Source organism: Actinophytocola sp. (assembly GCF_035762905.1).
Lineage (GTDB): Bacteria > Actinomycetota > Actinomycetes > Mycobacteriales > Pseudonocardiaceae > DASYTH01.
This window is the reverse complement of sequence record NZ_DASUCC010000130.1, coordinates 103,489-116,845: the sequence shown is the minus strand read 5'-3', so window position 1 is coordinate 116,845 and position 13,357 is coordinate 103,489. Positions and strand designations below refer to the sequence as shown.

At 71.9% G+C, this 13,357-nt stretch carries 14 protein-coding genes; 4 read left to right on the top strand and 10 right to left on the bottom strand.

The genetic code is table 11. The features are described 5' to 3' along the window. Positions 1 to 235 precede the first annotated feature (235 nt). The gene (locus VFV67_RS27665; protein ID WP_326473585.1) at positions 236 to 3,295 is read left to right on the top strand and encodes an ATP-binding protein; all 3,060 of its coding nucleotides are present in this window, start codon (positions 236 to 238) and stop codon (positions 3,293 to 3,295) included. Positions 3,296 to 3,311: 16 nt separating this feature from the next. On the opposite strand, the gene VFV67_RS27660 is transcribed toward VFV67_RS27665, so the two are convergent. From VFV67_RS27660 to hisS, 6 genes are all read right to left on the bottom strand, one after another. Then, positions 3,312 to 3,917, bottom strand: a complete 606-nt coding sequence (locus VFV67_RS27660) for a LysE family translocator (protein ID WP_326473584.1) — start codon at positions 3,915 to 3,917, stop codon at positions 3,312 to 3,314. 25 nt (positions 3,918 to 3,942) lie between these two features. Continuing rightward, positions 3,943 to 4,662 (bottom strand): hypothetical protein, encoded by a 720-nt coding sequence (locus VFV67_RS27655; protein WP_326473583.1) that lies wholly within the window; start codon positions 4,660 to 4,662, stop codon positions 3,943 to 3,945. 175 nt (positions 4,663 to 4,837) lie between these two features. Next, on the bottom strand, positions 4,838 to 5,452 hold the full coding sequence (locus tag VFV67_RS27650) for an NYN domain-containing protein (RefSeq protein WP_326473582.1): 615 nt from the start codon (positions 5,450 to 5,452) through the stop codon (positions 4,838 to 4,840). A 202-nt stretch (positions 5,453 to 5,654) separates the two neighbouring features. Beyond that, positions 5,655 to 6,068, bottom strand: coding sequence for a peptide-methionine (R)-S-oxide reductase MsrB (msrB, locus tag VFV67_RS27645; protein ID WP_414636359.1), 414 nt, complete (start codon positions 6,066 to 6,068; stop codon positions 5,655 to 5,657). Positions 6,069 to 6,089: 21 nt separating this feature from the next. Beyond that, a complete protein-coding gene (locus VFV67_RS27640; protein WP_414636358.1) occupies positions 6,090 to 6,416 on the bottom strand; it encodes a hypothetical protein in 327 nt (108 codons plus the stop codon). Positions 6,417 to 6,438: 22 nt separating this feature from the next. After that, a complete protein-coding gene (gene hisS, locus VFV67_RS27635) occupies positions 6,439 to 7,719 on the bottom strand; it encodes a histidine--tRNA ligase (protein WP_326473580.1) in 1,281 nt (426 codons plus the stop codon). A gap of 143 nt (positions 7,720 to 7,862) precedes the next feature. On the opposite strand from hisS, the gene VFV67_RS27630 reads away from it, so the two are divergent. Continuing rightward, complete coding sequence (locus tag VFV67_RS27630) at positions 7,863 to 8,063, top strand: hypothetical protein (RefSeq protein WP_326473579.1); 201 nt, start codon at positions 7,863 to 7,865, stop codon at positions 8,061 to 8,063. On the opposite strand, the gene VFV67_RS27625 is transcribed toward VFV67_RS27630, so the two are convergent. Then, positions 8,047 to 8,874: an endonuclease/exonuclease/phosphatase family protein gene (locus VFV67_RS27625; RefSeq protein ID WP_326473578.1), complete on the bottom strand. Its 828-nt coding sequence runs from the start codon at positions 8,872 to 8,874 to the stop codon at positions 8,047 to 8,049. The two genes, VFV67_RS27630 and VFV67_RS27625, sit on opposite strands and share 17 nt — an antisense overlap. 59 nt (positions 8,875 to 8,933) lie before the next feature. Beyond that, entirely contained in the window at positions 8,934 to 9,140 is a 207-nt protein-coding gene (locus VFV67_RS27620) for a hypothetical protein (protein ID WP_326473577.1), read from the bottom strand. 79 nt (positions 9,141 to 9,219) lie between these two features. Between VFV67_RS27620 and VFV67_RS27615 the strand changes: the two genes are divergently transcribed. After that, positions 9,220 to 9,915, top strand: coding sequence for a DUF6319 family protein (locus VFV67_RS27615; RefSeq protein ID WP_326473576.1), 696 nt, complete (start codon positions 9,220 to 9,222; stop codon positions 9,913 to 9,915). A 4-nt stretch (positions 9,916 to 9,919) separates the two neighbouring features. Here VFV67_RS27615 and VFV67_RS27610 read toward each other — a convergent pair whose 3' ends face one another. After that, entirely contained in the window at positions 9,920 to 11,473 is a 1,554-nt protein-coding gene (locus tag VFV67_RS27610) for an alpha/beta hydrolase (protein ID WP_326473575.1), read from the bottom strand. An 83-nt stretch (positions 11,474 to 11,556) separates the two neighbouring features. Between VFV67_RS27610 and VFV67_RS27605 the strand changes: the two genes are divergently transcribed. After that, positions 11,557 to 12,639 carry an ATP-dependent DNA ligase gene (locus tag VFV67_RS27605; RefSeq protein WP_326473574.1) on the top strand — a complete coding sequence of 361 codons (1,083 nt, stop codon included), beginning with the start codon at positions 11,557 to 11,559 and terminating at the stop codon, positions 12,637 to 12,639. On the opposite strand, the gene VFV67_RS27600 is transcribed toward VFV67_RS27605, so the two are convergent. Beyond that, a complete protein-coding gene (locus VFV67_RS27600; RefSeq protein ID WP_326473573.1) occupies positions 12,611 to 13,357 on the bottom strand; it encodes a pyrimidine reductase family protein in 747 nt (248 codons plus the stop codon). The genes VFV67_RS27605 and VFV67_RS27600 overlap by 29 nt on opposite strands.

The window sequence follows — 13,357 nt, the reverse complement described above, 5'->3', positions numbered from 1 at the left end:
ACCCTAGTGACAGCGCGCCAAAACCTCGACAATGGGCAAGACACAATTTGTCCATGAATAGTGTTTGTCATTGTCCTGTTTGGAGCCGTATAGAGTAACGCACCGTTCGCGACGTCATTGCCGAGGGCGAAGAGGTGCTATGACGCGGCCAAGTCTTGCGGTGCATCGAACCATACTCGTTGTCGATGTGGAGGGTTTCGGTGATCACCGCCGTACCAATGTCGATCAGATTGCCGTGCGTGCCGGGCTGTACCAGGCGCTCCAGTCGGCGTTCCGCGCCGCCAACATTTCCTGGGCGGAATGCGAGCACGAGGATCGCGGCGACGGCGCGCTTATCCTGGCGCCGGCCAACATGACGAAGGGTCCGTTCGTCGAGGACCTGCCGGCGGCGCTGGTCGGTGCGCTGCTCGAGCACAACCGGACGCACCGCGCGGAGGAGCAGGTCCGGCTGCGGATGGCGCTGCACGCCGGGGAGATCAACTACGACGACCACGGGGTCACCGGGTCCGCGATCAACCTGGCCTTCCGGCTGCTGGACGCGGCCGCGCTGCGGACCGGGCTGGCCGAGTCGTCCGGCGTGCTGGCGATCATCGTCTCGTCCTGGTTCTTCGACGAGGTGGTCCGGCACAGCCGGCGCGGCAACCCGGCCGACTACCAACCGGTTTCGGTGGTGGTGAAGGAAACCACCGCCACCGCCTGGCTGCACCTGCCGGACCGGCGGCCGGCCGGCGCGCCGGATCCGACCGGCGCGACCGAACCCGATCCGCGACTGCGGGGCCGCGACCAGGTACTGACCCGATTACAGCGGGCCGCGCACGCCGCGCGGGCCGGCCGGTTCACGCTCGCCCTGGTCACCGGCGAGCCGGGCATCGGCAAGTCGGCCCTCGCCCAGGCCATCGGCCGGACGCTGGGCGCGGAGGGCTGGACGGTGGCCTGGGGCGCCTGCCCGGAACGCGAGGGCAGCCCGGCCGGCCAGCCCTGGGCGGCGGTGCTGCAGGGCCTGGCCGGCCGGTTCCCGTCCCCGGCGCTGGCCGGCGAACTGGCGCCGCTGCTGGACGACCACGCCACCCTGCACGCCGCGGACGACGTGCCGGCCGCCCGGTTCCGGCTGCGCAGCGCGGTCAGCCACTACCTGGCCGCCGTGGTCCGCGCCGCCCCGCTGCTGCTGGTGCTCGACGACCTGCACCACGCCGACGGTGAGGCGCTGGCCCTGCTGGTGCACCTGGCCGCCGACCTGGCCACCATGCCGGCGCTGGTGCTGGCCACCTACCGGCCGACCGAGGTGGACGAGCAGCTCGCCGACGCCCTGGCCAGCCTGGCCCGCAAGGAACCGGAGCACGTCCACCTCACCGGGCTGGACACCGAGGCGGTCGGCGACCTGATGCGCGAGCTGTGCGCCCGGCCGATCGCCGACGACATCGTCGCCGCCATCGCCCGCCGCACCGAGGGCAACCCGTTCTTCGTGCGGGAGGTCGCCCGGCTGCTGGAGACCGACGGCGAGCACGCGGCGATCGGCGACGTGCCGCAGAGCGTGCGGCACATCGTGCGGCGCCGGGTCGCCCGGCTGTCCGCGCCGGCCCAGAGCGCGCTGTACCACGCCGCCGTGATCGGCCGGGACTTCACGCTCGACGTGCTGGCCGCGGTCACCGGCATGGGCACCGACGATCTGATCGAGTGCCTGGATCCGGCGTTGCGGGCCGGGTTGCTGGTCGAGCCGCCGCACGCGGCCACCCGGTCCCTGCGGTTCGCCCACTCCCTGGTCAGCGACACCCTGTACCACGACATCTCCCGGCTGCGCCGCACCGGCCTGCACGCCAGGGTGGGGGCGGCCATGGAGCGGCTCGGCCCGCACGACGCGGTGGTGCTGGCCCATCACTGGGGCGCCGCGCAGGCCCCGGATGCCGCCGCCAAGGCCGCCCGCTACCTGCGCCTGGCCGCCGAGCAGGCCGAGCGCCGGTACGCCCACCGGGAGGCCGCCGGTCTGTGGCAGCAGGCGGTGCTGTCCTACGCCCATGCGCCCGGTGCCACCGTGCGCGACCGGCTGGAGCTGCTGATCGGGGCCATCCGGTGCCTGTCGACGGCCGGCGAGCACGGGGCCGCCCGCGGCCTGCGCGACGACGCGCTCGCCGAGGTGGTCGGGCTGCGCGACGCCGAGCTGACCGCCCGGGTCATCGTCGCCTACGAGGCCCACGGGCTGTGGCCGCATCATGCCGCCGGCAAGAACCCGGAAAAACTGGTCGAGCTGATCGACCGCACGCTGCGCGAACTGCCACCGCTGCGCCGGCACCTGCGCTGCCGGTTGCTGGCGGCGCTCGCGATCGAGCTGGAGCAGACCGACGACGTGCGCGGCGAGCTGGCATCGCTCGAGGCGGTCGTGCTGGCCCGGCAGCTGGGTGCGCCCGGGTTCCTGGCCACCGCGCTCAACGCCCGGTTCCGGCGCAGCTACTGGACCAGCACCCTGGCCGAGCGCGAGCAGATCGCCGCCGAGCTGTTCGCCCTCGGCCGCGACCACGGACTGGTCACGATCGAGGCCACCGGCCGGCAGGCGCTGCTGCGCTGTGCCTGCGGCCGGGGCGACTTCGCCAGGGCCGACGAGCACGCCGCGGAGACCGAGCGGCTGGCGGACACCTACGACCTGCCGATCGCGGCCGCCACCGTGTCGCTCTACCAGGGGTTGCGGCATACGTTGGCCGGGCGGTTCGGCGACGCGGAGCGCGCACACCAGCACGCAGGCGAGCTGATCAGCCGCGTCGGCTGCGCCGACGCGGAGCAGGGCTTCTTCCCGATAGCCCCGCTCACGCTGGGCTGGTGGACCGGCAAGCTCGCCGATCTGGTCGACTTCTGCGCCGCCGCGTACTCCCGGTGGCCAACGACCGGAACCGAGGCCTACGCGCTGACCCTGGCCACGGCCGGCCGGCTCGACGAGGCGCACGCGGTCGCGGCGCGCCGCCCGCCGGTGCCCCGGGACATCCGGTTCAAGATCGTCATGGCGCTGCGCGGCATGGTCGGGCTCGCCCTGCACGACCATCACCGGTTGGCCGAGGCCTACCAGGCCCTTCGGCCGATGGAGGACGAGATCGCCGGCGGCGACACCGGCGGGTTCGCCGTGCTGTTCCCGGTCGCGCAGTTGCTCGGCGATCTCGCCGACCGGTTGGGGCAACCGCAGTCGGCGAGCGCGCACTACCTCAAGGCCAAGGAGGTGGCCGAGCGCGCCGACGTTCCACTGTGGATGGCCGCCGCCCGGGAGGCGTTGGCCCGCACCATCACCCGGTCCAAGCCGTACCGGGCCTGGTGAGGAGTGCGGCTCGTGCTCACCCCTCAGCCAGCGCGAGCCGCACTCCCAGAGCCACGAACGCACCGGCGAACCCGCGCCGCAGCCAGGTCAGCACCCGGGAACTGGTCATGACCCGGTCGCGCACCGCGGCCGCGAACCGGCCGTAGGCAACGAAGACGGCGAACGTGAGCGCCATGAACACCGCGCTCAGCTCGATCATCCGCAGCACGCCCTCGCCGGGGCCGACGAACTGCGGCAGAAAGGCGACGAAGAAGATCGTCAGCTTGGGATTCAACAGGTTGATCAGCACGGCCGACCCGATCACCTTCGCGGCCGGGCGGTGTTCCCGGTCGGCCGCGACGGTGAACGCCTGCTTGCCCCGCAGCGTGCTCCAGGCCAGGTAGAGCAGGTAGGCAACACCGAGGTACTTGATCACCTCGAACGCCACCGCACTGGCGTGCAGCAGTGCGGCCAGCCCGGTGATCGCCGCGACCAGGTGCGGCACCGTGCCGAGCGTGCAGCCCAGCGCCGCCACCACGCCGGCCCGGGCGCCCCGGGCCAGCCCGGCCGCCACCGTGAACAGCACCCCGGTGCCCGGCGTGGCGACGACCACCAGCGAGGTCAACAGAAACTCGATGGTCATGGGCCGATCGTGCCGGCGGCGGGCGCTACCGAACAGGTCCACCGAGCAGCGGCCGAAGTGGACCACTCGGCTCGGCGACCTGGACCAGCCGCTGCAACTCGTCCGCCACCACCAGGATCTTGTGGACCCGGTCGCCGACGATGGTCAGGATGTCGATGCCCAGCCCGGTCACCGTGCGCCCGGTCGCCGGTACCTCGCCGAGCGCCGTGCGCCACGGCCCGACGTGCCGCGCGGTGTGCCGGAAGGAGATCGCCAGCAGGCCCGACGAGGACTGCACGACCCGATCCAGCAACTGGAACACGTGGTCGCTGAACGCGACATGCAGAGCCCGGGCCCGCTCCACCACCTCCGTCAGCGGCGTCGCCACCCCGTTGATGAACACCGGATCGGCATACAACTCGGCGAACGCCCGCAGCGGATCCGCATGCTCGTCCGGCGGTCGTTTCCACAATTCGATCAGCCGATCCTCGATCGCCACCCAGGCCGTTCGGCCCGCCCGCTCGGAAACCGGCAGTGGCCGGGACGCCTGCACGGCGAACGCCACGACCAGCAGCACGGCGAAGGCCAGCAGCAACCCCCCGATGACCCCGGTCGCGATCCGCGCGCCGGGTGTCTCGAGCCGAACCGCGAGCAGCACCCCCGAAAAGCCGCCCGTGAACACGCCGATAATGGCCACGAGCAGCACCGGCGCGATAATGAACCCGAACGCCTGCTCCTTTCTTCCGTGCGCGAACAAAACCATCATCGCCGCCACGACAATGGGTAACAAAGAAAGAACGAAAACAGCCAGCAAGAACTGCGTCATCGCCCACCTCCACCCAGAATTTGCGTCCCAAGTATGGCGGCACGCCGAACGCACCGTCAAGACGTAGTGTCCGGACAGTGTGTCCGACCACGGGTGGCGTTCGACGAGGGTTCCGTCAGGACCAGTACGCAGGTCGCCGAAGGACGATGCCGGTGCCGCTTGTCAGCGTGTCGGGCAACTGCGCTCTGCGGATCTTGTCGTCGCCGATGTGGACGAAGCCGTCGGCCTCCCGCCTCAGGTCGGCGGAATGTCGACTTGGCGGAAAGGCCGCGATGATCCGCTTCTCTGGCCGGAGCCGCTTCGTCGCACGAACCGCAGGACACAGGTCGCTGTCGGCCGAGAGAAGTAGCGCAGTGTCGAAGCGATCCCGCACGGCGTCCTCGACGAGGGCGACGGCATTGTTGACGTCTGTCTCCTTCTCTTCGAAGACCACCCAGGTGTCCCCGCAACTCCGGCAGCGTCGATCCTTCTGTTGGAACCGCCCGTCGACGACGGTGACAAGTGGGCTGTGCACCGCCAGCGCATCCAGGTAGTCGGACTGGCGCTGCTCGCTGTCGGGGTTGTTCCGCACCCGAGCCGTGAAGTAGGTGAGCCGCTCGAGGCTCTGGTCCGCCCGCAACAGACTCGTAGCCAAAGCCTGCAGGTCCAACCACAGGTGGCGTCGACCGTATCTGGCCTTCAGCCCGAAATACAGGTTGAAGCCATCGACGTAGGCAGCCACACGGACCACGGCGTAACTCCTGAGCGGGTGCGGTTGTGGGGTATGCTGAAGAGACACCACGCCAGGGTGAGCAGCCCTGGCCCGACGGCCCCGGAAACGGGGCCGTCTCTTTTTGGACGCCACCTGAAAGGGGCGCCGGGGAGCGTGCCGGTGTGACCCTACGCAGGCCTGATCATCGGCGGCCGGGCACCCTTGACGCGCGCAGGCCGGGTCAGCCTTCGGTGGTCTCCGGGACCAGGGTGAGGGAGATCGAGTTGATGCAGTAGCGCTGGTCGGTGGGGGTGGGGTAGCCCTCGCCGGAGAAGACGTGGCCGAGGTGGCTGTGGCAGTTGGCGCACAGGACCTCGGTGCGGGCCATGCCGAGCGAGCGATCTTCGCGCAGGATGACCGCGTCGGTGTCGGCCGGGTCGAAGAACGACGGCCAGCCACAGTGTGACTCGAACTTGGTGTCGCTGCGGAACAGTTCGGCGCCGCAGGCCCGGCAGTTGTAGACGCCTGCGGTCTTGGTGTCGGTGTACTCGCCGGTCCACGGAGCCTCGGTGCCGGCCTGCCGCAGCACCCGATACTCGGCCGGGCTGAGCTGCTCGCGCCACTCCTGCTCGGACTTGGTCACCTTCGGGGTCATGGGTTCCACGGTAGCCCGGGTTTAGTTGAACATCACCGCGAACACGTAGACGACCGCGTCCCAGGCGGCCAGCACCACGCCGAGCAGAATCAGCAGCACCAGGAGGCTGGCCATCAGCCGGTAGTGCCCGCCGAGCCGGTTGGCGCCGTCGGCGAAGTCGCTCATCCCGGAGATGTAGCCCTCGACCGTGTAGTTCGGCCGCACCCGCTCCACCCGGTCCAGGTGCTCGGCGAACGCCCGCGCCTCCGGGTCCTCCGGGTCCAGCCCGGTCAGGTCGTCGGAGAACCGCTCGGAGGACGCGCGGAACCGGTCATCCTCGTGCGGGTCAGGCATTCCGGTCGCCGCCATGGCCACCACGGTAGCTTGCGCGTCACGCCTCGCCCAGGTGGCGTTCCTGGAGTTCCGCGGTCGCGTCGAGCAGATCCGCCCGCAGGTGCACGAACGAGCCGAAGCCCCATTCCTCGAGCCGGCCGAGCTGCGCGCCGAACTTGCCCCGGCGGCGCACCGGCGACACCGTCCGGCCGGCCGCGCGCAGCCTGCGGGCCGCGGCAAGCACCTCGGCCAGCGGGACGTCCGCGTCGTACAGCACGGCGACCGACGCCCGCTCTGGCGTGCCGCCGAGCAGGTCCACGATGCGCTCGAAGCCGATGGAGATGCCGCAGGCCGGCACGTCGGTGCCGGACAGCCGCCCGATCAGCCGGTCGTAGCGCCCGCCGCCGGCCACCGAGCCGGCCGACGCCGGGTGCACGATCTCGAAGATCTGTCCGGTGTAGTAACCCATCCCGCGCACCAGGGTCGGGTCGAACTCCCACCGGAGGTCCCGCTGCTCGGCCAGCACCGCCAGGGCGTCCGCGGTCGTGCGCAGGTCGGCAAGGACGTCCTCGCCGAGGTTGGGCAGCGCGTCGGCGAGCGCGTCGACCAGCTTGCCCGCCTCGACCCCGTGCAGCCCTTCGATCGTGTCGGTCAGCCGGTCGACCTGCGGTTCGGGCAGGCCGCGGCCGGTCAGCTCGGCCCGCACGCCGGCCCAGCCGATCTTGTCCAGCTTGTCCAGCGTGATGAACAGCCCGTCCCACGCGGCCTCCGGCACCTCGGCCCGGGCGGCGAGGGCGGACAGAAACCGGCGGTCGGAGACCCGGACGGTGGTGTCGGCGAGGCCGGTCGCGGCCAGCGCCTCGGTGGTGGCCTCGACCAGTTCGATCTCGGCCAGCACGCTCGGCTCCCCGAGCATGTCGATGTCGCACTGGTAGAACTGCCGGTACCGGCCCTTCTGCGGGCGCTCGGCCCGCCACACCGGGCCGACCTGGAAGGAGCGGAAGGGATCCGGCAGGCTCGCCCGGTTTTGCCCGTAGAACCGGGACAGCGGCACGGTCAGGTCGTAGCGCAGCCCGAGGTCGATCAGGTCGCCGACCGCGGTGTCGGCCGCAACCCGCTCGTCCAGCCCGCGGCGCAGCACCCGGTAGATCAGCTTCTCGTTCTCGCCACCCTGGCCGCCCTGCAGCCGCTCGATGTTCTCCAGGGCCGGCGTCTCGATGCGCCGGTAGCCGTACCGGCGGTAGACGTCGGTGATCGCCGCCAGGACGTGATCGCGGACGGCCACGGTCGCCGGCAGCAGGTCACGCATGCCCCGTGCGGGGCTGAGGTCGGTCTTCACCTGCTCAATTTATCCAACGCCGGATCCTGAGCCCCACCGGATTAAAGGTTGAGAAGCGCTCATGAGCTGTTGCTTTCCGGCCACCCGGCAGGAACCATCGGAATCGGAGTACCGGTCGGCGCCAGCGTCGAGAGGAGGTCGCCGTGGCGATTCGGCAGTACGTGGTCCGCTACGTCGGCGGCCCGCTCGACGGCCGGGTGGACACCCTCGACCGGTTGCCCACCGCGCCCCTCGACACGGTCACGCACGTGCATCTCAACGACGGCCCCAAGATCGTGCATCACTACGACCTGCAGTACGCGGTCGAGTACGGGTGCGAGTACCGGGTCAGATCCGCAGAGTGACCCGGACCGCGCGGTGGTCGGAGGCGCCGGTGTCGATGACCGCCCGGTCCCGCGCCCGCAGGTTCGGTGTCGCGGTCACGTAGTCGATCCGTTTGACCGGGGTGCCGGCCGGATAGGTCAGCCCGGGATCGGCGCCGGACCAGGTGTCGCGCACCGCGGCGAACAGCGGCGTCAGCTCCGGCGCGGCCGGCTCGGCGTTGAAGTCGCCGAGCAGCACCTGCCGGGCGCCGCGCCGGTCTCCGGCGAGGATCCGCACGGTGTCGGCGACCTGGGCGGCGCGCACCGCGGGATCGGGCCGGAAGTCCAGATGGGTCACGTAGACGTGCACCGGCACGCCGCGGGCGAGCACGACCGCCTCGGCGAATCCGGGCATCGGCAGGGGAACGGGCTCGGGATCCTGTGTGGACAGTCGGGTAATCAGGTGATTTTCCGTGTGGAGGATGGGAAAGCGGCTGAGCACGGCGACCCCGTACCGGCGTGCCGGGGCGCCCTCGGTCAGCGGTGGCAGGTCGTAGATCGGCGCGAAGAACACCCGCATCCCGAGTAGTGCGGCCAGCTCGGCGGCCTGGTCGCGGAACTCGCTGCGCGCCGCCCAGTGCACGTCGACCTCCTGCAGGCCGACCACGTCCGCGCCGCTGTCCCGGATGGCGGCCGCGGTCCGGGCCAGGTCGAGCCGGCCGTCCTCGCCGATTCCGGTGTGCATGTTGAAGGTCAGCACCCGGATCGAGGCGAACGGCCGGGCCTGTGCCGCGCCGGTTCCGGTCAGCACGAGGCAGGACGTCAGCAGGAGCAGAGCGATGCGCCGGCCCATCGGTGCCTCCGTCGTGTCTTTCTCACCATTCGCATCATTGTCTGGTGACACTCTAACGGTCAGGAGCCGTTCTCGGCAGACCCGATGATCAGCAGGCACAGGTCGCAGCGCGGCCCGTCCAGCACGGTGCCGGCCAGATCCGGCGGTGCGGCATGGGCACAGGACGCGCGGTAATGCTGATGGAGCAACGGTGCGTCCGGGACGACCGGGAACGCGTGCAGCACTCCGTCGTAACAGCTGCGCCACCACAGGTATCGCGCACTCATGCGAACCCCTTGGTCTTGTCAGGGCACCAGGGCAAACTACGCCTCTGAAGCCTTGATCGGTGCTCCCCACGGAGGAAACATGGCGCAGCTGATCTCGTTGTCGGACGAGGACATCGCGCAGTTGCGCAGTGAGCTGGCCGCCGGCCGGCCGTCGATGGTGTGGTTCACCAAGGCGGCGGTCGGGGTCGCGGCCGGCGCATCGGCGAAGGTGGTGGCGTTCGACGAGCCCGCGGAGGGCGACTTCATCCAGGTGCGACCGGCCGGATCCAAGGACGTGTTGTCGTTCGCCCCGGCCGAGTTGACCCGCACCCGGCCACCCCGGCGCAAGGCCGCCCCGAAGACCGCCAAGGCCGCCGCGCCGGCACCGGCCAAGGCATCCGGGCCACGAATGCCCGACCCGGCCCCGGCCAAGCCGCCCGCGGCGCCGTCCGCGGCCCCGGCCCAACCACCCGAGATCCGGCCGACCGCCGCGCCCACCCGGCCCGCGCCCCGCCGCCCCGGCCGGTCCGCGCCGCCCGCCGAGGTGACCGTGACGCTCAGCTCGACCCCGGACGGGGACTGGCGGGTCGAGGTGGTCGTCGGCAAGAAGCGCACCGTGCGGTCGTTGCCGGTGCCCCCGGCCGACGTGGCCAGGGCCGCGCGGGCATTACCCGGCCCGGTGGCCGACGCCGTGGACCGGGCCCTGGACTCCGCCCGCCGTCAGCAGCAGAACCGGGTGGCCGCGCTCCAGGCCGAGCTGGAGCAGGCCCAGCGGGCGCTGACCGAGCTGGGCTGACCGGTCAGGGCGGACATGCCAAGCCGTCCCGCGGCAGCTTGCCGTCGGCGAGGAAGGCCCGGGCGGCGTCGGTGGCGCAGGCGGACAACCCGAGCGCGCCGTGCCCGGCGCCCTGCCAGGACACCAGCACCGCGTCGTTCAGCGTGCGCGCCGCCCGCTCGGTCCCCGGGTAGGGCGTCACCGGATCGGTCGCGGTGGCCAGCACCACGATCGGCGGCGCGCCCTCGGCCACCTGGGCGCGGACCGGCTGGCTGGCCACCGGCCACACCCCGCAGAGGGCCAGCCGCTGGGCCATCACGCCGCCGAACGTCGGGTACTTCCTGGTCCAGTCCTCCGCGATCGAGGTCAGCTGGGTGACCGTGAGCCGGGCCAACTGGTCGTTGCAGCCGATCACCAGCTCGCTGTCCAGCAACGGCGTCTGCACGTCGCTGCCCTGCACGACCGGTGCCAGCAGCGCGGCCAGCGGGTCACCGGCGCCGGAGCGGGCGGCGGCGAGCGCCGCCGACAACGCCGGCCAGCCCGGCCGGTCGGCCAGCCCGGCGAGCACCGCACGCACCGCGACCCCCGCGCCGACATCCGGACCGGAGCTCACCGCCAGCGGCTGTTCGCGCAGCTGCGCGAGCAGCGTGGGGAGCACCTGATGCGGGTCGGGACCCAGCTCGCAGCCCCGGGACCGGCAGTCCGCCGCGAACGCCTGCCAGGTCGCCTCGGCACCGGCCGCGACGCCCTCCATGGCGTTCGCCGCGTCCTGCGCGACGTCCGGCAGCCCGTCCAGCACGACCCGGCCGACCCGGTCGGGGAACCGCTCGGCGAACACGGTCAGCACCCGGGATCCCTCGCCGTGCCCGATCGCGTTCAACCGGGGCAGGCCCAGTGCGCGCCGCACCACGTCCAGGTCGACCGCGGTGCGCCAGCTGTCCAGCGCGGGCAGCCGGGCCTCCAGTTCGATCGAGCACTGCTGTCCGGCCGTCTTCGCCGGCTCGAGCCAGTCGTCCACCGCGACGGTGGTCGGGTCGGCCTCGACGATCCGGGACCGCACCGGGGCCGGCACGCAGTCCGGCGGCTCCGAGTTGCCTGTTCCCCGCCGGTCCACGCCCACCAGCGAGAACTTCTCGAAGAACTCGCGGGGCAGGGTCGCCGCGAACCGCGCCGCGTAGATCGAGCCGGGCTGGCCCCCCGCCTCGTTCACCACGACCAGCGGAACGCTCCCGGTGCCCACCTTGGTCAGCTGCAGCCGGACGTTGCCCCGGCCCGGCGCGTACGGCGAGTCCAGCGTGCTGTTCACCCGTCCGCACTGCACCGGCAGCCACTCCGGCAGCGGCGGGTCCGTCAGCCTGGCCAGCATGTTGTCCTGACACGTCAGCCACCGCACGCTGGCCTGGCGTGGCTCGTCCAGTGGCGGGATCGGCACCGAGCCGGGCTGGTTCGGCTGGGTCTGCTCCCCGCCCGGCGCGTCCCGCACCACGATCTCCGGCCGCTCCGAGGGCCCCGCCGTGCACCCTCCCAGGGTCACCCCCAGCACCGAGGCGACGACCAGCAACATCCCTCGGCGTCTCATCGCGCCAAACCCTGCCACCCCCTTGGTGAACTCCCGGTGTAGCTCCCCGGCCGGGGTCGGGGGTGCGGTGCAGAATGAGGCCCGTGCAGTTACCTGTGATGCCGCCGGTGGCGCCGATGCTGGCCAAGCCGGTCGCCGACATCCCGCCCGGGCGACTTTACGAGCCGAAGTGGGACGGGTTCCGCTCGATCATCTTCCGGGACGGGGACGAGGTCGAGATCGGCAGCCGCAACGAGCGGCCGATGACCCGGTACTTCCCCGAGCTCGTGGCCGCGGTCAAGGCGAACCTCCCGCGCCGGTGCGTGGTGGACGGCGAGATCATCGTCGCCGACACCGAGGGCAAGGGCCTGGACTTCGAGGCGCTGCAGCAGCGGATCCATCCCGCGGCGTCCCGGGTCAACCTGCTTGCCGAGCGGACCCCGGCGTCGTTCATCGCGTTCGACCTGCTCGCCATCGACGACACCGACCTCACCCAGCGCCCGTTCGCGGAGCGCCGGGCCGCCCTCGAGGCCGCGCTCGCCGACGCGAAGCCACCGGTGCACGTGACCCCGGCGACCACCGACATCGACCTTGCCCGCCAGTGGTTCCAGCTGTTCGAGGGCGCCGGCCTCGACGGGCTGATCGCCAAGCCGCTCGACGGCGTCTACGAGCCGGACCGCCGGGTGCTGGCCAAGATCAAGCACGAGCGCACCGCCGACTGCGTCGTGGCCGGCTACCGCGTGCACAAGTCCGGCCCCGGCCTGATCGGCTCGCTGCTGCTCGGGCTCTACGGCGAGGACGGCAAGCTCGCCTCGGTCGGCGTGGTCGGCGCGTTCCCGATGGCCCGCCGCAAGGAGCTGTTCGAGGAACTGCAACCACTGGTCACCGACTTCACCGACCACCCGTGGGCCTGGGCCGAGCAGCTGGTGGGCAACCGCACCCCGCGCAAGAACGAGGGCAGCCGGTGGAACGCCAACAAGGACCTGTCGTTCGTGCCGCTGCGCCCGGAGCGGGTGCTCGAGGTCCGCTACGACTACATGGAGGGCCCCCGGTTCCGGCACACCACCCAGTTCGTCCGCTGGCGCCCGGACCGCGAGCCCGCCTCGTGCACCTACGACCAGCTCGAGCAACCGGTCCGGTTCAACCTGGCCGATGTGCTCACCGGAGGCGTCGGTACCGAAGCATGAGGTGACCGTCCGCGGTCAGCACCGAGGCGAGCTCCAGCTCGAGTGGCGCCGCGGGCGGCAGTCCGACCGCGGTTCGCGGCGCGTCCCCGCTCACCAGCAGCGGCGCCAGGGTCAGGCACAGCTGGTCCACCAGGCCCTCGGCGATCAGCTCGCCGAACAGGTGCGGCCCGCCCTCGCAGTTGACCCGGCGCAGCCCGCGCGCCGCCAGCTCGGCCAGCGCCGCACTCAGGTCGACCGTGTGGTCCCCGGCCACCACCACGTCCGCGCCGGCCGCGGCCAGCGCCGCACGCCGCTCGGCCGGCGCGGCCGCACAGGTCAGCACGATCGGCGCCACCACCGTGTCGGTGACCAGCAGGGCGTCCGGCCCGATCGAGCACCGCCGGGTCACCACCGCGATCGGCGGCACCTCGGCAAGGCCCAGCCGGGCGCGCCGCTCGGCGCGCACCTCGGTCGGCTTGACCCCCCGGTATCCCTCCAGCCGCGCGGTGCCGGCGCCGACCAGGACCACGTCGGCCAGATCCCGGCCCAGCGCGAAGATCCGCTTGTCGGCCGGGCTGGACAGGCCCGCCGACCGGCCCTCGACGGCGACCGCGCCGTCCGCCGAGCTGACGAAGTTCACCTGCACCCACGGCCGGTCCAGCCCGTCCGGATAGCCGTAGATCCGCTCGAGCTCCCGGTCGTCCAGGTCGGCCGGGGGCTCGGGAAACAGCCGGTGCAC